The 18199-nt window shown below is 67.8% G+C and carries 15 protein-coding genes, 1 tRNA gene and 1 other RNA gene; 10 read left to right on the top strand and 7 right to left on the bottom strand.

The window, feature by feature from the left end:
* Nucleotides 1–71 precede the first annotated feature (71 nt).
* The 6 genes from BMW72_RS00260 to BMW72_RS00240 are packed head-to-tail and all read right to left on the bottom strand — an operon-like array spanning nucleotide 72 to nucleotide 8169.
* Nucleotides 72–641 carry a hypothetical protein gene (locus tag BMW72_RS00260; RefSeq protein WP_092106097.1) on the bottom strand — a complete coding sequence of 190 codons (570 nt, stop codon included), beginning with the start codon at nucleotides 639–641 and terminating at the stop codon, nucleotides 72–74.
* Entirely contained in the window at nucleotides 638–4570 is a 3933-nt protein-coding gene (eccCa, locus tag BMW72_RS00255) for a type VII secretion protein EccCa (RefSeq protein WP_092106095.1), read from the bottom strand. Before eccCa ends, BMW72_RS00260 begins: the two co-directional genes overlap by 4 nt.
* Nucleotides 4567–5442, bottom strand: coding sequence for a hypothetical protein (locus BMW72_RS00250; RefSeq protein WP_092106093.1), 876 nt, complete (start codon nucleotides 5440–5442; stop codon nucleotides 4567–4569). The genes eccCa and BMW72_RS00250 overlap by 4 nt, the downstream gene beginning before the upstream one ends.
* Entirely contained in the window at nucleotides 5443–6762 is a 1320-nt protein-coding gene (locus BMW72_RS00245) for an EsaB/YukD family protein (RefSeq protein WP_166787756.1), read from the bottom strand.
* On the bottom strand, nucleotides 6759–7046 hold the full coding sequence (locus BMW72_RS18585) for a hypothetical protein (protein ID WP_166787755.1): 288 nt from the start codon (nucleotides 7044–7046) through the stop codon (nucleotides 6759–6761). The genes BMW72_RS00245 and BMW72_RS18585 overlap by 4 nt, the downstream gene beginning before the upstream one ends.
* Complete coding sequence (locus tag BMW72_RS00240) at nucleotides 7036–8169, bottom strand: FHA domain-containing protein (RefSeq protein ID WP_092106090.1); 1134 nt, start codon at nucleotides 8167–8169, stop codon at nucleotides 7036–7038. The genes BMW72_RS18585 and BMW72_RS00240 overlap by 11 nt, the downstream gene beginning before the upstream one ends.
* Nucleotides 8170–8430: 261 nt before the next feature.
* Here BMW72_RS00240 and BMW72_RS00235 point away from each other — a divergent pair, with 261 nt between their 5' ends.
* The 9 genes from BMW72_RS00235 to BMW72_RS00195 all read left to right on the top strand — a co-directional run bounded on the left by BMW72_RS00235 (nucleotide 8431) and on the right by BMW72_RS00195 (nucleotide 17463).
* A complete protein-coding gene (locus BMW72_RS00235) occupies nucleotides 8431–8766 on the top strand; it encodes a hypothetical protein (RefSeq protein WP_092106088.1) in 336 nt (111 codons plus the stop codon).
* 10 nt (nucleotides 8767–8776) lie between these two features.
* On the top strand, nucleotides 8777–9097 hold the full coding sequence (locus BMW72_RS00230) for a pore-forming ESAT-6 family protein (protein WP_092106086.1): 321 nt from the start codon (nucleotides 8777–8779) through the stop codon (nucleotides 9095–9097).
* A gap of 36 nt (nucleotides 9098–9133) precedes the next feature.
* A complete protein-coding gene (locus BMW72_RS00225; RefSeq protein ID WP_092106084.1) occupies nucleotides 9134–9487 on the top strand; it encodes a DUF6507 family protein in 354 nt (117 codons plus the stop codon).
* Nucleotides 9487–12036 carry a hypothetical protein gene (locus BMW72_RS00220; RefSeq protein WP_092106082.1) on the top strand — a complete coding sequence of 850 codons (2550 nt, stop codon included), beginning with the start codon at nucleotides 9487–9489 and terminating at the stop codon, nucleotides 12034–12036. The genes BMW72_RS00225 and BMW72_RS00220 overlap by 1 nt, the downstream gene beginning before the upstream one ends.
* A 93-nt stretch (nucleotides 12037–12129) precedes the next feature.
* Nucleotides 12130–13302: a hypothetical protein gene (locus tag BMW72_RS00215; RefSeq protein ID WP_092106080.1), complete on the top strand. Its 1173-nt coding sequence runs from the start codon at nucleotides 12130–12132 to the stop codon at nucleotides 13300–13302.
* 63 nt (nucleotides 13303–13365) lie between these two features.
* Nucleotides 13366–14265: a hypothetical protein gene (locus tag BMW72_RS00210; RefSeq protein WP_092106078.1), complete on the top strand. Its 900-nt coding sequence runs from the start codon at nucleotides 13366–13368 to the stop codon at nucleotides 14263–14265.
* On the top strand, nucleotides 14265–15944 hold the full coding sequence (locus BMW72_RS00205) for an ADP-ribosylglycohydrolase family protein (protein WP_198411000.1): 1680 nt from the start codon (nucleotides 14265–14267) through the stop codon (nucleotides 15942–15944). The genes BMW72_RS00210 and BMW72_RS00205 overlap by 1 nt, the downstream gene beginning before the upstream one ends.
* Before the next feature lie 125 nt (nucleotides 15945–16069).
* Complete coding sequence (locus BMW72_RS00200; RefSeq protein WP_092106076.1) at nucleotides 16070–17116, top strand: DUF6177 family protein; 1047 nt, start codon at nucleotides 16070–16072, stop codon at nucleotides 17114–17116.
* Nucleotides 17116–17463 (top strand): hypothetical protein, encoded by a 348-nt coding sequence (locus tag BMW72_RS00195; protein ID WP_092106074.1) that lies wholly within the window; start codon nucleotides 17116–17118, stop codon nucleotides 17461–17463. The genes BMW72_RS00200 and BMW72_RS00195 overlap by 1 nt, the downstream gene beginning before the upstream one ends.
* A 160-nt stretch (nucleotides 17464–17623) precedes the next feature.
* On the opposite strand, the gene BMW72_RS00190 is transcribed toward BMW72_RS00195, so the two are convergent.
* Nucleotides 17624–17711: transfer RNA gene (locus BMW72_RS00190), tRNA-Ser, on the bottom strand.
* A 121-nt stretch (nucleotides 17712–17832) separates the two neighbouring features.
* Here BMW72_RS00190 and ffs point away from each other — a divergent pair.
* Nucleotides 17833–17929: signal recognition particle sRNA small type (ffs, locus tag BMW72_RS00185), an RNA gene on the top strand.
* Nucleotides 17930–18199 lie beyond the last annotated feature (270 nt).

Below are 18199 nucleotides of genomic sequence, written 5' to 3'. Positions count from 1 at the left end.
CAGCGTGCGGTGAGTTCACCCCGGCACAGGGTCGACCTCCGCAGTCGGCCTGCCCCGAGCGAACTAGCCGCCTACAGTCCGCCCGGTAGGGTCCGGAGCCGGCGAACGATCTGGTCGCGCACCGTCACAGTGCGCCAGTCCAGCCGGTGGGCGGCGATGGGGCCGCCGCCGGCGAGGGCCGGGTCGTGACCGAGCACCACGAGAATCTCGCGCCCAAACTCCGACCAGAGGGCGTCGAGCAGCCCGGCAGTGCCCGGGCGCCGACCGTTGGAGATGGCCACAACGGTTGTGCGCGCCAGCCCCGCCTCGCTGTACCTCGCCCGCACTGCCTGCAGCACACGATGCGCGGCCGCGAGCCCGATCGGAGTGTTCGCCGTCACCACGATGCCGAGACCGCTCGGTGATTCGAGCAGGTCGAGTCCTTCACCCTCGGCGTGCGCGCCCAGGTCATGCAGCAGGACCGTGGGGTCGACCAGGGCGGAGCCGTCGCCCCTGGCCAGCCGCGCGCCGAGGTCGCCCGAGGTGTGGTCGGCCAGGGTGGCGACGCCGCCCGAGGTGGAGACGCGATCGAACAAGAGTGCCGTGAGGGTGGTTGTACCCACACCGCCGGCTGTGCCGGCGAGCACGATGCGCACGGTCACGAGACCACCACCGGCACGCGCGCCTGGGCGATCTGCACGATGCGCGGCCGGTCACCGCGTCGCACCAGACGCCCGCGCCCTGGCGGGAGCTGCTCGGCATACACACCGGGTGAGATCTGCCCTTCGGAGCGTTCGCCGTTGAGGATCAGGCTCGTGGCCCCGGTGTCACGCAGCGACTGCAGCACGACGTCGTAGAGTGCCCGCGTCGCGCCGGCGACCGGACGCGTCACGATGACGTTCAGTCGCAGCTCGCGGGCGCTCGGCAAAAACGGCAGCAGCGGGTTCAGCGGTTCGGTGCCGCCGGAGGCGAGAATATCGAGGTCGTCGGCGATGACGACGATGCGCGGCCCCACGGTGCGGTCAGCGGATGCCTGCCGCGCCGTCAGTTCCCCAGCGATCGCCGTGGCGAGCGTACGGGCCTCGCCGCTCGATGCGGCGACTCCGCCCAGGTAGTCGTCGGGGCAGGCCACCGAGATTTCCCCCCGCACGTCCATGATCGCGATGACGAGCTCGTCGGGTGTGTACCGATCGGTCAGGCCCTGGATCAGGCCCTGCAGCAGGGTGGACTTGCCCGAAGCGTGGTCACCGAATACCAGCAGGTGCTGGTCGGTCGCGGCCAGGTCGAGGTAAGCGGGTTCCATGGTGTCCTGGCGCAACCCGAACGGCACCGCGTCGGGGGAGTCGATCGCGTCGGGCAGTTCGTCGGCCGAGAAACTCTCCGGCAGCAGTCGAATCGGTGCCGCCGCCGGGCCCTCCCAGCTGCGCGCCGAGCGGGCGGCGAGCGCTGCGAGTTCGTCACCGATGAGCTCGTCGGCGGTGTCTTCGAGTACCGGCAGCGCGATCTGCGCGAACAGGCCGGAGTCGGTGAGCGCTCGCCCCGGCTGGTCGACCCGCAGCGTGGCGGACAGTTTGCGGCCCATCTGCGAATCCATGGCGTCGTTCAGGCGCAGTTCGATGCGGGTGCCGATGAGGGGTTGCTGCGCCATGCGCAGCTCGTTCCAGCGGGTCATCGACATGACCACGTGCATGCCGAAGCTCGACCCGCGTGCCAGCAGGTCGTAGAGCGCCGGTTCGAGGCCTTCGAAGTCGGCGCGCAGCGCCCCGAGCCCGTCGACCAGCAACACGATGTCGGCGGCCACGAGCTCGGGAATGCGTCCGGCGGCGTGCTGGCTGCGCAGGGTGGCGAGCGAGTCGATGCCGCGTTCGGCGAACAGGCGTTCTCGCACGTTCAGCATGGCGGCGAGTTCCTCCAGTAGACGCCGCAACCGGTCCGGATTCGACCGGGTCGCGACGCCGCCCACGTGCGGAAAACCGTCGATCCGGGTGAGTCCGGAACCGGTGAAGTCCATCGCGTACACGCTGACCTGCCGCGGCGTGTGGGTCAGCGACAGCGATACGGCCATGGTGCGCAGAAAGGTGCTGCGCCCGGTCTGCGGGGCCCCGAAGATGGCCAGGTGGCCGCCGCTACGGGTGAGGTCGACCAGCCACGGGTCCTGTCGTTGCTTCTCGGGCTCGTCGAGCAGGCCCATCGCCACCTGCAGATTCGCCGCTGGCGCGTCCGCGATGATGCGGGAGAGCGCCATCCGCTCTGGCAGTGGCGACAGCCAGATCGGCGGCACGGCCTGGTCGGCGTGGCGCAGTTCGTCGACGGCGGCGTCAACGAGGATGCGCCCGGTCGTCGGTCGGGCGAGGGCCTCTTCGGCGGTCTCGGAGTCGTCACGCTGGCCGAGCCCGTTGTACAGCGGCAGCCGGCGGGCTTCGAGCCGGTCGCCGCCGAGGTCGCTCGGCGTCAGCTCAGCCAGGGCGAGGGCGCCGGAGACGTAGCCGGAGCGGAACCGGCGGTACACGGAGGTGTCGACCTTGAGATAGGCGAAGCCGGGAATGGCCGGCAGGTGAAAGGCATCGGGCGTGTCGAGCACGATCGAGCTTTCCGAGGCCGAGAACGTGCGCAGCCCCACGCGATAGGAGAGGTACGTTTCGAGGCCGCGCAGTTTTCCGGCTTCGATGCGCTGGCTGGAGAGCAACAGGTGTACCCCGATCGAGCGCCCGATGCGGCCAATGGTCAGCAGCAGGTCGACGAAGTCAGGTTCGGCGGCGAGCAGCTCGCCGAACTCGTCGATCACGATGAGCAGGTGCGGCAGTGCCGGCAGGTCGGGCCGGGTGGCCTGCAGCTCGCGGTAGTGGGTGATCGAGGGGGAGTTGTCGGCGTCCTTGAGCAACTGCTGGCGCCGCACCACCTCCCCGGCGATGCTCACGCGGGCCCGCTGGGTGAGCTGCGGGTCATCGGCGAGGTTGTCGATGATGCCGGCCACGTGCGGCAGACCGGCGAACGGGGCGAAGGCCGCGCCGCCCTTGTAGTCCACGAGCACCATGCTCACGTCCTTGGGTCCGTGCGAGAGGGCGAGCGCCAGAATCAGGGTGCGCAGCAGTTCGCTCTTGCCCGAACCGGTCGCCCCGATGCACAGGCCGTGCGGTCCCATGCCGAGCTGGGCGGATTCCTTCAGGTCGAGCAGCACCGGTTCGCCGAAATCATCGAGCCCGATCGGCACGCGCAGAAAGTCACGCGGTGAACGCTGTTCCCAAGCGGATGCCGTGTCGAAGTTGGCAATGTCGTCGATCTCCAGTAGCTCGGCGATATCCACGGCTCGCGCTGATTCCACCTCGTCCTGACGGGTGAGATTCAGCCGCAGCGGCGTGAGCATGCGGGCGACCGTCTCGAACAGCGCCCCGGAAATGCGGTCGAGCACGGCCCGCTGCACCGCGACCTGACCGTCGGCGTCGTCGCGGGCATCCGTTATTTCGGCGTTTCCGTCGGCGACCGTCACCCGGATGGTCACGTCCGACGGCTCGTGCAGCCGATCGCTGAGCAGGTGCACCATGGTGATGCGCAGGTCGGACGGCGACAGGTCGGCATCGGGCACCGGCAGGGCGGATGCCACGTGGCCGTAGTCGTCGACAAAAACGATGAGCCGGGAGTTCTCGGCGACCACGGCGTTGCTGCCGCTGCGCTTGGATGTCGCGGCGAGCCGCGCCCGATCTCCGAGTTCCTGGCCGAGCACCTTGCGCAGGGCCGTGATATCGGGCGCGACACGGCGAGCCGGAACCGGTCCGTCGAAGGTGGATTCGTCGACGAAGTGCGGGAGCAGGTCGACGCCGGCCCAGTCGCCGGCCGCGCCGGGTGGGTAGGCGATGGCGAGGTGCACATCGTCAGGGGCGTGCAGGGCCGCCAGCTGCAGCATGAGCGCACGCGCGACCTGCACGGTGTCGGAGCGGTCGCCGATGATGGCGACGGTGCCGGCCCCGTCGAGCCGCAGCTCGATCGGCATACCGCGCAGGGTGGAGTAGTGCAGGGCGACCTGGCCGGCTTCGCCCGCAAGAATCGGGTCGAAGGGCTGCACCGGGTTCTGTTCAGCCGGAATGATCAGGTCGAACCAGGTCTGATCGCCCAGACCGAGCCGGGGACGCAGAAAATCGGCGTGCTGGCGGCGGCGCTCCCACAGGCGGCCGGGATCGCGGACGAGCTCGATCAGGGCGGCCGGTTCGGGGCTCAGCAGTGATGCCAGCGCGCGTACATCCTTGCCGCGGCCGCGCATACGGGAGCGGAGCCGTTCGAGGTAGTCGAGGTAACGTTCGCGCTGCACGCGGCGGGTGCGGGCGGCGTTGCCGCGCTGGGTGAGGGCCATGGCCAGGCCGCCGACGATCGCGACGATGAGAATGAGAGCGCCGATCACCATGAACAGGGCGTTGCCGCGCAGCGTCACCATCATGACCACGCTGGTCGCCGCGCCGAGCACCGGGATGAGCGCCTGGATGGGCAGCCCACCCTGGGCTCCGTCCTGCATGGCCGGCGGCGGGGAGATGATCTCGGGTTCCGGGCGTCGCAACGGCCGGGTGACCCGGGTGGGACGGTGGATGAGTTTCAGGGTCATCGCCGGGCCTCGATTCGGGCGGGGCCCGGCAGCAGCGTCAGCTGCGCCTCGGCCAGGATGGTGCCCGCCAGGATGGCGTGGGCGATGCGGGCTGCCGTGCTCAGGTCTTCGCTGGCCACGGGGGTGGCGCCGCCGGCCGCCGCATCGTACGGCACGTGCACGATCGGCACGCCGAGGTGCGGCAGTATGCCCAGGCGGGGCGTCAGTCGTGCCCCGCCACCGACATCGACGATCACGAACACGATGCGGGGGGCATCGGCCCGGCCGAGCAAGGCCGGAACGATCGCGGCCGCTTCTTCGATGGCGTGGCGTTCCGACCGGGTGACGACGCAGATGACGTGGCTGGCCACGGCCACCTGGGACAGGTCGATCTGCCAGCCGCGTACTCCCCAGTCGGTGATGACGAGGTCGAAGAAGCGCGAGCGCGGGTTGATCAGGTCGAACCAGGTGCGGCTCGCGGCCGGAGTGGTCGGTTGCGACGGGTCGCGCAGTTCCAGCCCGATCAGGCCCGACGGTGCCACGCCCAACCCCGCGGTGGCGTGCCGGGTCTCACTCGGCGTCGCCGGCGCGGCCTGGCCCGCGACGGCGTCACCGCTGCCGACTCCGGCGTGCCAGAGCATATTGTGCGAACCGGCCGAGGCGTTCACGCCGAGTACCAGACCGGTGCGGCGGTGCGCGAAGATGCTGGCGATGCTCGCCGCCACAACGGATGCCCCGACGCCGCCGGCCACCTGCACCACCCCGATGCGCCGGTTGAGGGTGAGTGGCATGCGAATGCGCGCATCCGCTTGGGTGAGGTCGTGCAGGCGGGCGCTCGCGCTGCCCAGCACGGCCAGCGGAAGCGAGCGCAGCGCCGACGCGATGCGTGACACTTAGAACGTTCCCAGCAGGTCGGGGTAGATGCCGAAAATGCCCAGCAGTACGGGCAGCAGCGAGACGACAGCGAGCATCTCGATGCCGTTGCCCACCCGTCGCAGTCGGGCCCTGGTGTGCGGCGGCGGGGTCAGCGCCACGGTCACCAGGGTGATCGCGGCCAGCGCCACGAGCGCGACGATGATGCCCCAGCCGTCGGCGTGCGCGAATGCCACCAGCACGAGGGTGAGCAGCGCCGCCGCCCACAGGGTGATCGCCTGGGCGGCCAGCGGAAAGGCGCGCGTGCGCAGGGCCGTGACCACGGCGAGGGCAGCGCCGAGCGCGATCGCCCACCCGTTGGCCGAGGCGGCGAGCGCGGTGGCGGTGACGAAGAGCGGCACGGCCACGGCCACCGTCGACCAGGTCAGCGAGCGATAGGCGTCGTTGACGGTCGTCAGCACCGCCGCGCGGTGGGTGAGCCGGCCCGCGATCACGAGGTCATCGAGTCCGGTCAGTCCCGAACTGTTCATGGCGTACCAGGGCAGCAGGCCGCACATCAGAGCAGCCGTGATTCCGACGATCCCGGCCGTTTCCAGCCCGCCGACACCGATGAACGGCAGCGCGAGTGCGAGAACGACCAGAATAAGGGCGAGGGCGCTCGCCCGCAGGGCCGGGCGGAGGCCCAGACCGATTCCGAGGGCCAGGCCGATCGTGAGCCAGGCGAGGCCGAAGGCGACGATGGCGGCGGGGGCTGCGGCATCCGTTGGCAGCAGAGCGGATGCGAGAGCGAGCGCCGTCGCCGGAACCAGGCCGAACGCGGCGGCGGTGAAGCCGATGGCCGGCCAGCGTCGACCGAGCAGGCCGAGGGCCGTGGCGACGGCGAGGCAGCCCAGAAAGGCGATGCCGAGCCCGAGCGCGACCGGGGTGGCCGACGTTCCCAGGGGGATCGCGAGCCAGCCAGCGGTGCCGGTGAGCAGGCCGACCAGCACGGCACCGACGCCCTGTCGGTGTGCAGCCTGCCAGAGGCCGCGCCGATCGTCGCGGGCTTCAGCGACGACGTCGGTCACGTCGGCGACTTCGGGCGGCGCCGGAGCTTCGTCCACCCGCAGCAGGCGCAGCAGCTCACCGGCCGCGACCTCCTGGTCGGCCAGCGTCAACGCGGTGTCCAGCTGCTGACCGGTCGCGCGTACGAGGGTGAGCGGGCGGGCCACGGACCCGGTGTTCTCGTCGAGCAGGTCCATCAGCTGGGGAATGAGCGCAGCGATCGTCTCGTCGTTGGGCACGACGATTTCGGCCTTGCGCGTGCGGCCCACAATGGTGAGCCGGGTGAATCCACTCACGGGGTGTCCGTTTCTACTGCTGTCGTCGGTGTGGGCACCGGGGCGACGGGGGTCTGGGTCTGGCTGGCAGCAGCGGCGCGCTGCGCCAGCAGGTCCACCACGAACGAGACGCCGATGCAGCCCGCACACAGCACGGCGGCCAGCACCATGCTCCCGATCACTCGGCGCACATTGTCATTGGCCGTGCGACGCTCCGACAACTCGCCGAACAGAAAGGCGGCACGCAGCCGGTCGCGGTGCGTTTTGACTGTTTCCAGCAGCACCACATCGTGGTCAGAAGACACCGGCCGACCTTCTTTCCATTGTCTCGGCGTTGGTGGTCTCAGGCACGCGCACCCCGAAGGTACGATCGCCGAGCTCCACCGTGCAGCCGCTGGCGGCGGCGGTGGGTGTTCCGGCGACGAGGCGCATCCGCTCGCCTGACGGCGTCACCAAGGTGGTTCCGTTCGCGGAGCCGAGGTCGGTCACCCAGAGCAGTGATCCCGACCAGGTGAGCAGGGCATGCGTCTTCGACAGGGTGCGCGACAGGTCGGCCCAGGCGAACAGCGGATGCTGCGCGCCATCCGCTCGATTGGCCGGTCGTCGACCCATCAGCAGCGACGACGCGACCTGCAGGGTCTGGTCGTTGTCGAGCACGATGCTGACCATCGCCACTTCCGGCGGCTTCGGCGCGTAGCCGTCGTCGGCCGGCTGCACCGCGCGCGCGGGTACCGCGGGTGCTGCGGGTGCTGCGGGTGCTGCGAGTGTCGCCGGTGCGTCGAGCGGATGCTGCGCCACGGGTTCGCGCGCAACCTCCGGCATCACCGTCGCTGGCCCGGCCGCATCGATGCTGACGGCTTCGAGGCCGCCGGTGTGCGCGGTCGAGTGCGAGGGGCGCACGTTGTGCCCGAGTTGGTCGGCGCCGAGCGGGGGCAGGGCGGGAGCAAGCGGGTCGCGTCCGCGACGCAGGTTGGTGGTGACGGTCGCGCCCGCCGCCTGGGGCGTCACGACCAGCACCGAGGCCGCGGCCCGAACAGTCGTCGGCGGCAGGCCGGTGAGGGAGTCGACCGTGCGCAGCCCGAGCAGCAACCGACCCACGCTGCGCCCGAACGTGGTGAAGAGTGCGACCTGAAGCACCAGGAACGCCGCGAGCAGCAATGCGAGCAGGACAGCCACGGCACCGTGCCCGGTGAGCGCCCCGCCCACGGCGAGGGCGACCAGCACAACGGCTGGGACGGCATCGAGAGAAAGGGACCAGAGCCGCAGGCTGACGCTGGCCGGCACGACGCCGCCGAGCATGCCGTGGCTCGATCCAGGCGCCAGGGCTGCGATGCGCACGACGCCGCAGCGGTCGCAGTAGTGGCCGAGGGTGGGCAACCGGGCGCCGCACCGGCCGCAACTGATCGCGCCGAGGAGTGCGTTGCCCACGTGTGCACCCCAGCTTCCGATAGATCACCCACAGTGGGGTTCCCCGGCGCGCCAACGACGTCGCCCCATTGCCCAAAATCCCCGAGGTTAATGAGTAGCCTATCCTGAGGTCTCACCCACCTTGGGGGTGGGGTGGGCGCTGCGCGTACGGGGGGTAGCATTTCATCTAGGATTGTGCAGCTTTACCCAAAAACCCCCGCTGTACAGCTTGGTGGCCTATCCTGAGGGCTCACCGACTATTGGGGGTACACGATGTCCGGCATGAAGTTCGCGATGGGGGCCGACGTTCTGTCGCATCTCGTCAAGAAGACCAGCACGTCGTCTGACGACCTCGGCACGCTGGTGAAGCAGTTGTTCGAGGCCGCTGCGCCGCTCGAGGGCCGGTTCAATGGTGCTGGCCGTGCGGCATTCGATCGGTTCAAGAACGAGACGGATTCCATTTCGGCTGAGTTGAACGGCGCGCTGTCGTCGATCCTCACCGGTATCGCCGACCAGGATGTGGCCTTCGGCCAGGCCGACCAGGAGTTCGCTGACCAGACGACATCAGCACAATCCGGGGCGGGTTTCGACTCGGCTCGGTTCGGTTCACGGGGATAGGGGCACTCTCATGGCTTCAGGCGGTAACGCGGCGGATCGTCGCGACTATGACATTGCTGCATCACAGAATGCGCAGGACAACTTCAACGCTATTGCGGGTCGACTCGAGGCCCTCATCGACCAGCGCGACGCCGATGTGAAGGCCATGATGGCCGATTACCAGGCAGACGGCGTGTCGGAAGAGTACGCGTCGAAGGAAATTCGTTGGAACACGGTGGCCGGGCAGGTGAAGCAGATCATCACGTCCCTGCGCACCTCCCTCGCGTCGAACGATGAGACCGCTCAGGCCGCTCTCGCTCGTGGTCGTTCCGCCGTTCAAAACATCGGATAAACGTCTGCCTTCGGGCGCACGGAAAGGCTCGGGGGAATGAGCGGCTGGAGTATCAACGCGCCTGGCGTGCAGTCCGTGCTCGCATCGGTGGAAACCGCCGCGACCGAGCTGAGCAGTGCGCTCGACGGCATGTCGACGGCATTCTCCGAGCTCAGCAGCGGTGCCGGCTCCGGCCTGGCCGACGTTCCGGCAGCCGTGCAGGCGCTGATCACGAGCGAGCAGAACCGCCTGATCGCCATCGGCAACCGCATCACGGCGGGCTCGCTCGGGGCCAGCACCGCCACCATCGGGTATGTGCAGGGTGACGAGGAGATGGCGGCGACCGCGCAGGCGGCGGCGAGCCAGGCCGCGTCATCCGGTGACCTGTCGTTCTTCACCGGTGCGTCCTGATGGCCGCGCAGATGTGCCTGGTTGATGGCGATCTGATTCAGCCCGATCTGATTCCGGGGGCGGATATCGATCCGGCGACGCTGGCCGGGTCGGCGACGGGCTTTTCGACGGCGGGTACGGCGGTGACCGAGAAGGGCGCCGCGGTTGTCACGCAGTGGGCGGGGTTGTCGGGTGTGTATGTGGCGCCGGAGTCAGCCGAGTTGCTGGAGGTGATGGCGCCGGTCGCCGTGGATTCCGCGGCGCTGGGGCAGACGTTCTCGTCGTTGTCGACGATTATCGCCAACTTCGCCGACGATGTGGCTCCGGTGAAGGCGCGTCTGGCGATCATTCGCGAGGAGGCTCGGGCGTTCGTCGCCCGGGTGTCCGACGGCGTCACCGTCGACATTTGGGACGGCGACCACCCCGCTTACAACGCGGGCGTCTTGAGCTTCATGGTGACCGATTTCGCCGATATGGGACCGACGGTGATCAACTGGCGTGAGCACAAGCCATCCGTGGAAGAGAACAAAGACCTGATCCACCGGGTGAACGTCGAGGTCGCCGCGCTCGACACGGTACGGGTCGACTGCGTGAACGCGATCAATGCGTTGCGCAGGGACGTGTGTGTGGTCGACGCCATGGCGCTGACCGTCGCCGACCTTGACAGTGAGGGCGTGTCCCTGCCGTGGGGCGCGGCTACTGACGGTGACCGGTCGTGTTCCGAGTCGTTCGGCGACGGCATCGCCGATTCTGCCGTGGGCATGTGGGAGGGCGGCGGCGCACTCCTGAGCTACAACTCGGACACCGGACAGTGGGGCGACGGCCAGCTGGCCGGGCAGGTGTGGTCTGGCCTAGGCATGACCGTGGCCGGTCTCGCCCTGGTCGGGCCGATCTCGATTCTGTCGATGACGGTGCCGAAGTCGTCGGTTCCTGGCTGGCTGCACGGCACCCAGAACTTCGTCAACGGCTCGCAGGAGGCGCTGTTCGCTGCGGCAAAGGGAATCGTCGCGGCCGACAAGTGGGCCGAGAACCCGGCTGAAGCGGCCGGAACGGCACTGCTCAACATCGGCACCTTCTTCATCCCCGGAGGCGCGGTCGTCGGTGGGGTGAAGGCCGGCACGATCACGGCGCGCGTGTCGTCGATCATCGGTCACACCATCGACGTCGTCTTGCCGGGCGTGACGGTAGTCACCCGGGCCGGCGGCGCAGTACTCCACGTCGGCCAGGGTCTCACGGTTGTCACCGACCTGGCCAAAACCGGCCTGTTCTCCGGTGTCTCGACCGGTCGCGCCGCGCTCGCCCAGGCGTTGCACTCCATCGCCGACCAGACTCCCGCGGTGCACATCGAGCCCGGCTACCTGGCCGTGACTCCGGACGGCGCTGTCGGGTTTGGCGCGCCGCCGCACCTGGCCGTTGGCGAGGCTGGCAGCGGCGGGAGCGCGCTGCACAGCATCGCCGACCGCGTAACGCCTTCCGCCGCAGCGGCCGCACCTCCGGTCGCTGCGCACGTCGACGTGCCCGTTGACGCCGCGCCCCGCCCCACAGCGGATGCGCCCGCGGGCGCAATCGACGACGTCACGCCCCACGCGACGTCGTCCGATGCACCATCAACTGATGCTGGCCCCGCCGGAACGGTGTTCAATGGATCCGCGCCGGTGGCCTTGGAGAATGGAACCTCGTACACACCCGCGTTTTCCGACAGCGGGATCGCAGCGGCCGGATATTCGTCCTTTGAAGACAGCCTGCCGGTGGTTCTCGATCGTGCCGGTGTATCGATGCCGGAATTCACACGCCTCGTCGAGACGCCCCTGGCGGGCCTGACGCGCCACGAGATGTCACTCCTGATTGATATCCGGGATGCCCTGCCCTCTCCCGATAACACCGGTCACCTGCAGAAGACGGTTCCGTGGGAACAGGCCGAGATTATCATCGATCAAATGCCAGTCACGATGCAGGACCTGCAAGGTTTTGTGGCTCGCCCGGCGGACACGGCTGGAATGACGCCGACACAGATGCACGATGCACTGGGACTCAACTATCCCGGCAGCCAGTACACCAGCGATATCGCCGCGGGGCGCCCGTACTTCGACGTGCGCTTCGAAACCTCGGGCGTTGCCGCCCCGCGCGTACCGGATTCAGCAGTGCAGTGGATGGAGGCCGAGTTGCCGGACAGTATTTTCAGCATCTCAGATGCGATCCTGCGTGCTGACGCCGTCCAGGCCTTTTGGGACAATTTGTTTCCGGCCGAGAAGTCCGCCCTCGAGGTACGACACCCCTCCCTCGTTCGAGAACTCGCGCAGGCACTCGACCCGAAGAATCCGTTCCGCGGTTCGGGCTTCTCTGGAACCGGCTCGGGTTTCGTACCCGAGGCAACCTTTGGTCGCAATCGGATCGCCTTGCCGGACGGCAGCGAGTTGTGGCGCACGCTGCCCGATGGCACTCGGGAGCTTGTGGGCGTCTTCGACCGGTCGAACCCATCGATCGCTGGCAGCTGGGTCCTCGTCGATTCGCTGAACCCACGGTCGTTCTTGGACGCCACGCCATCAGGTTTTGCCGCACCCGTTCGATGAGTTCCCGAGGTGCTGCCCCCTCTGGAAGACTGGATGGGATTGCGGCGGTTGCCGGCAGCGCGCGCGCGGTCGATTTCGAGAAGGAGTCCAGCCGTGATTTTCGACAATGACCCGAGCGACCTGACTCATCCGCGTGATCTGAGTATCTTGCGCGACCGAGCCATTCCGGGGGGTCGCGTGCACCTAGAGGGGTGGGCACGGTTCAACGGGGTTCGCGTTCACGTGGAGTCGGTCAGCCCGCGGGGTTTGGTGGCCGTGAACGGTGAACTGCCCCTCAGCGGTGTGCACAACCTCAAGTATCTCGACGGGAGCTACCCGGGTTCGCGATTGCCGTTGATGTCTGGCGAGGTGAGTTTTCTTGATCTCGATCGCTTCTGGTTGACTCGCACGTCGGTCTTCGACGTGATCGACGACGAGACACCCCTGCCCGGATTATTGACGACGATCGACGGTACGGACTTCGGCGTTGCCGATTCCGCAGGCACGGTCAGCCTGGCCGGCGTGCCGCAACTTCAGCTGGTCTGGTTGGACGATGGCGAGCCGCCGGGCGATGAGTGGCAGCCGGACGGGTATCAGTCGTTCACCCGTCTGGTGCCGCGCGACCAGGTGCCGGGACTGCGGTATGTGGAATGGACCGCGGTGTGGCGTGACATCACGGTGAAGGTCGCGGGAATCCGAGGCACCCGCGCGCACATCTTCGTTGAGCGTGGAGGACTGCCAGCGGTCGAGCATCCCGAAATTCGGCACGGGGCGAACGTGAAGAGCGGATGGTCGGCAGTCGTCTCGCGCACCGAGCTCAGCCTGCGTTCGTGGTCAAGTGCAGAACGGCCCGTCGGCCGGGGAACGGTCATCGGGTGCGTGGCACACGTTCGCGGACGAGCGGGCGTCGTGGTGCTACCCGGCGACCGGGATGAGCACGACGAAGGAATCATCGTGCGCAAGGACCTCGGTGAGACCGTGACCGAAGACTATGGGCTCTACGCGCTCGGCACCCAGCGACATTCCCCCATGGAATGGCGCACGATCGTCGCGCCAGGCGATGCCGAAGAGGATGTGACCAGCGCTCGGCGAATAGAGTCCGCTGTTGAGTGGCAGGGCGAAATGCGGGCGGTGGAGGGTCTCGACGAGCCAAACGACGTGGCATTCGTGTCCGCGGTTTCAGCCCCGCTCGAGCAGGTCTCTCAACTGCGCTACACGATTCACCCGGTGGCGCTGTCAGACTTGCCTCGGTTCGGTTGGCAGATGCCCGATCGGCGCCGTCACTAGTTCTCGCACATTGCGATACGTCGCGTTCACAGCCAGACAATCATCGAAGTTGGAGATCACACAGTGAATACGGTTCTGCAGAAAGTTGTCACACCGCAGGCCAGCGCCGCATATCTGACGTCCGGGTGGGATCGCGTCTCAGGTTTCGCAGTCCAAGCCGGTGACGTGGCCTTCGCGACAACGCCTGCACAACTGTTCGAGATCCACGGCCTGGGCTATCCCGGGTCGCCATTCTCGGCAAGCGACCCATACCTCGACGTGCTCCGTTTTCCGTCCACTCCGACCCAGCAACTGGTCAACGCCATCGGCGGCATCGACCAGGCGACTCGGTCGATGACGGACGGGCCCTTCGTTGATCGGGCGCCTTTCACGGGAACCGGTTTCGCGACGGCCGGTGAGCGAATCGTACCTCTGTGGTGGCTCACCCATACTCGTCTCGCTCCCGACTCGGTGCTTGTGCGGATTTTTACCGACGGGTCGAGTCAGGAACTGGCGCGGTATCCGGATGTTGGCCATGGCTGGGTGGTCGACGGCCTGGCAGTTGCGCGTCGGTCGCCACGCTCCCGCTTCGTCGGAACGCTCGCGTCGTTCAATCAGGCGTATTACCTCGCAGACGTGTTGGATGGCGGAACCCGCATTGCACTCGCGATGGATGAGCAACCCGCGGATCCGTTGTTCGCGCAGACCGCTCCCGGCAAATGGCGACGAGAGATTGCCCGGGCGGAAGCTGGAGATATTGTCGAGCTCAACGTGGAGGCGAGTTGGAATGGCCTTCGCTTGCGCATTGTCGACGAGTGGAGTGACGACACCGGCGTCGTCCTGTCGCGGGGTTCATATGTGGGCCACAATGCGGACCTCGCGGAGGGATTGCGCCTGATCAAACTCGAGGCCGGAGTCTATGAGATAACGCTTCCCAAGGCCGCCTTGGAGGACGTAAAGACCATTCAGCTGACCTCGCCGTAATGGGGCGACTCACTGAAATGGGAGGGCCGCTGCAGGCCGAGGTGCTGCTCCTTCGGTCAGGAATCCGCGCCGCGACCGAGCGTCACCTCGGCCACCCCATCAATTTCACCAAGTGGATCGACACGATGGGCGGGCCCAAATCGGGCAATGATCTCCTGCTGGAGCGGCTGAAATCTGCGCTGCGCTGCCTGCACGAGCTGACGCTCCTCATTCCCGGTGCCGCGTTGCAGCTGACCCGCAATTCGGTCTGCATCGACGTGCCCGGCGCACCAGCGATGATGGTGACCTTCGACGCCCACCAGAGTCGCCTTTCAGCCCTCGCCTCGGGCGTGGAACGAGAGCTCGGCGTCTTCGCCAATCCCGATCTGCTCCTGCGGGCTGTCGTCTGGTCGATCGGCGCCGCAGCGTGGGGCGACCGATGGATCGACCCGCCCGCGGCACCGCTGTCGATCCTGCCTCCGGCCGATGGTCGGGGCTATCGCCTCGAGGATCCGGATCAGTCCGGCGGGGCGTGGCCCGAGATCGCGGCGGAGTTCGATGCGATCACGCTGTCGCGGGCCTGCGCCCACCCGATCGCTCACCTCATTACTGCCGCGACCACGCTCGCCGTGCCCGACTCGGTCGGCCTCGCCGAGCGAAAAACTGCGGCACAGGTCCGGCATCGGGATCGGGTGCGTGGCTGCCTGGTCGGCGGTGCCATCGGCGATGCCCTCGGCTATCCGGTGGAATTCTGGTCGGCCGAACGCATCCTCGCCTCGGTCGGCGCGGCGGGCGTGCTGCACTATCTGGCCCTGCCGAACCGCTCGCTCGGTGTGGTCAGCGACGATACGCAGATGACGCTGTTCACAGCGGATGCGCTCGCTCGCGACTCGACGCGAGCCAGCGACCCGCCGGCCACGCGAAACGCGCTCGCGCGGGCCTATCTCGACTGGTATGACACCCAGAACGGGTGGGAAAACCGCCCTATGCGCGAAGCCGCGACTTCGGCGTTGATGAGCGAACGGTGGCTCTACGTTCGACGAGCTCCCGGAAACACGATTATGGGGGCGCTGTCCCAAATCACGGATCGCACACTGTCGGTGCCCGACGCGCAGAATGACAGCAAGGGCTGCGGCACTGTCATGCGCAGCGCGCCGTTCGGGTTGGTTTTGCGGTGGAGCCCCGAGACGGTCTTCGCGGCCGCGGCATCCGCTGCTGCGATCACCCATGGCCATCCGGTTGCGCACGTCGCTGCGGGGGCATTGGCGCTGCTGGTGCGGCTGCTGGCTGCTGGCGGCGATCTCGAGCTGAGCGTTCTGGCCGCCCGGGATTACGCCGCTTCCCAGGAAGGGTACCGGCTCACGCTAACGTCGGAATCGCTGGACCAGGCTTTGCGGCTTTCCCACACGGCGTCCCCGACGCTGGCGACAGTGGAATCTCTCGGGGCTGGTTGGATTGCGGAGGAGGCCCTCGGCATTGCGGTCTATTGCGCGCTCGCGTTTCCGGCTGCGCACCAGGTCATGGAAGCCCTGACGCTCGCGGTGACGCACTCCGGTGACAGCGACTCGACCGGCGCGATCTGCGGCAACATCCTCGGTGCTCTCCATGGAGAGTCAGCGCTGCCCTCAGCGCTCGTGGCCGGAGTCGAGGGTCTGGCCACGACGCGCGGTGTAGCCGATGCCCTCGCCGAAGCGCGATGATGGAAGACGCACCTGCCCGTAGCGAGAGACGAGAGGCTGCTGGAACACCACATCGCCGCCATCCCAACGGATGCCGGCGCCCTCGCCCGACCCGATATCCTGAGCTGACGGGCGGATCGGGGGACGTGGTGACGGGCAAGGTGAGCGTCGAGCATCCGCTGGTCGATTTTGTCGGCGACGGCTTCGTCGCGACCATCACCACGGCGTCGCTCATCGCAGCGACCGAGGGTTTCGCGAGTCTCGTGGTCGACGCCGCCGGGGTCGGCCGGCGCGTGTTGCTGGTCACCGGGCGCGGGTCGCGGGTCACATTCGGCCTGCTCCAGCTGCTTTCGGCGACCGGGGCTGCGTGGGTAGTGCGCAGCTCCGACGGGGCACTGCGCAACGCCCTGACCGGCCGCACCCTGGCTTCCTTCGACGACGCGTTCCGGGAGACTGGCACAACGGGTGCCGCAGCCGACCCGGTATTGCCGCTCGAGCCCGTCGAGGCCTGGCTGCAGGTCACCGCATCCGTCACCCACCAGGCCCGGGACGAGACCACGCTGGGCGGCACCCTTGAGCTGCTCACCGCTCAGCTTGCCGACGCGGCGCCGGTGGGGTGGGGCGTGAACGAACCGGCAGGCCTGCACTGGAATCGCGCCAATGTGACGCGGTTCGTGCGCGGCCGCATGCCGCGCGTTTCCAAAATCTACGTGGCCGGGCGGGGCGAACGGGCGATGACGGCCACGGTGCGGGTCAGCCGCAGCGCCAGGGGCGTCACCGAGGAGACCAAGATGCTCGTCGCCCTCGGCAGCGATGAGGGTATCGCCCGGCAGCGGATTGTGGACGCCCCGGCCGTTTTGGGGAGGCTGGCCGATGCGCAGACGGTGCTGGTCGCATCCGCTGTGCTGCTGCGCGGTCGCGCCGATCTGTCGATCGACCCGGTACTCGCCGCTCCGCCGGTTCCGGTGGCGGTTGTGCTGGGTCCGCGCGCCGTGCAGGATCTCCATCTGGATCTGACGGATCTCGAGACTCGCTTCGGGGCCTTCCGCGCCGGTCGGCCGCGCATTCCGGCGCTTGTCGTGCCGTTCACCGAGGGCGACGGCTGGCCGCAGTTCGTGAACCTTGCCCGCGAGTTCAGTGTGATCGACCTGGCGAAGGCGCTCGGCCTGCCCGCTGTGACGGAGGGACTCTGATGCCTCGCGAACTCGTTATCATCTCGCGGCGACCTGTCGACCTGGCCGATCACCTCGTGGCAGCGGTCGAGATCGACCCGAATCTGGGGCTGCGCACGGTGTGGAACGGCGGCGGCACACAGGTTTGCGCGGTCGACGGCACCGCGCTCCTCACGGTGCTGCGTACCAAGGGATTCGACGTTGCCGACGACGTGGAACGCTTGCTCGGCGCGAGCCTGGCCGCCGACCAGGTGTTCTGGACCGAGCTGTATGCGCCGCGCGGTCCCGCCGGCGCCGTCGGCACGACGATCGCGCAGGCCCTCGCCGCTACGGTCGGCGGCACCCTGTTCCAGCGTTCCGACCCCTGACGCTGTTTTTCCTCCGTTGGCGGAGAATGGGGGATTAGGACCCCGCGAGTGGGGTTTGTGCGTCACCCAACACGCTGCGTTGATGCTGTGGCGGAGAATGGGGGATTAGGACCCCGCGAGTGGGCGTTGTGCTTTCACCCAACACGCTGCGTTGATGTTGTGGCGGAGAATGGGGGATTCGAACCCCCGAGGGCTTTCACCCAACACGCTTTCCAAGCGTGCGCCATAGGCCACTAGGCGAATTCTCCTGGCCGCCGTCGCAGTAAAGCAACGACACCCAGAATCTTACCTGTTTCCAGCGGATGCTGCCGCCACCTCGCGCAGACCACGCCCGGTTGGTGCCGCTCGGCCTCGTGCCCTAAACTAAACTTCGGCTCCTCGCGTGGCGCCACCTTGGCCAATTCCCCCAGGACGGAAACGTAGCAAGGGTAACCGGGCTCTGGCGGGTGCGCGAGGAGTCTTTTTTCGTGCCGAAACCCGCAAGGGTAACCGGGGCTGCGCCACTGTGCCGAGGTGCGCGAGGAGTCTTTTCTATGCCCCGCCCCGCAAGGGTAACCGGGGCTGCGCCGTTGTGCCGAGGCACGCGAGGAGTCTTTTTCATCCCGAAACCCGCAAGGGTAACCGGGGCTGCGCCGAGGTGCGCGAGGCGTCTTTTCTGTCCCCGAACATAAAGATTGCGTGAAATCGTGACCCCCATTTAGCCGAACACGCGGGAGTCGGGACCTTTGGCACTGGG

It is taken from the genome of Cryobacterium luteum (genome assembly GCF_900110125.1).
Lineage (GTDB): Bacteria > Actinomycetota > Actinomycetes > Actinomycetales > Microbacteriaceae > Cryobacterium > Cryobacterium luteum.
The sequence above is the reverse complement of the archived record's forward strand: the minus strand, read 5'-3'. Positions and strand labels throughout refer to the sequence as shown.

Coding starts and splice junctions, on each gene's coding strand:
- BMW72_RS00235 (WP_092106088.1), top strand. CDS start 8,431: ATGAAGTTCGCGATGGGGGCCGACGTTCTGTCGCATCTCGTCAAGAAG.
- BMW72_RS00205 (WP_198411000.1), top strand. CDS start 14,265: ATGGGGCGACTCACTGAAATGGGAGGGCCGCTGCAGGCCGAGGTGCTG.
- BMW72_RS00230 (WP_092106086.1), top strand. CDS start 8,777: ATGGCTTCAGGCGGTAACGCGGCGGATCGTCGCGACTATGACATTGCT.
- eccCa (WP_092106095.1), bottom strand. CDS start 4,570: ATGACCCTGAAACTCATCCACCGTCCCACCCGGGTCACCCGGCCGTTG.
- BMW72_RS00225 (WP_092106084.1), top strand. CDS start 9,134: ATGAGCGGCTGGAGTATCAACGCGCCTGGCGTGCAGTCCGTGCTCGCA.
- BMW72_RS00220 (WP_092106082.1), top strand. CDS start 9,487: ATGGCCGCGCAGATGTGCCTGGTTGATGGCGATCTGATTCAGCCCGAT.
- BMW72_RS00195 (WP_092106074.1), top strand. CDS start 17,116: ATGCCTCGCGAACTCGTTATCATCTCGCGGCGACCTGTCGACCTGGCC.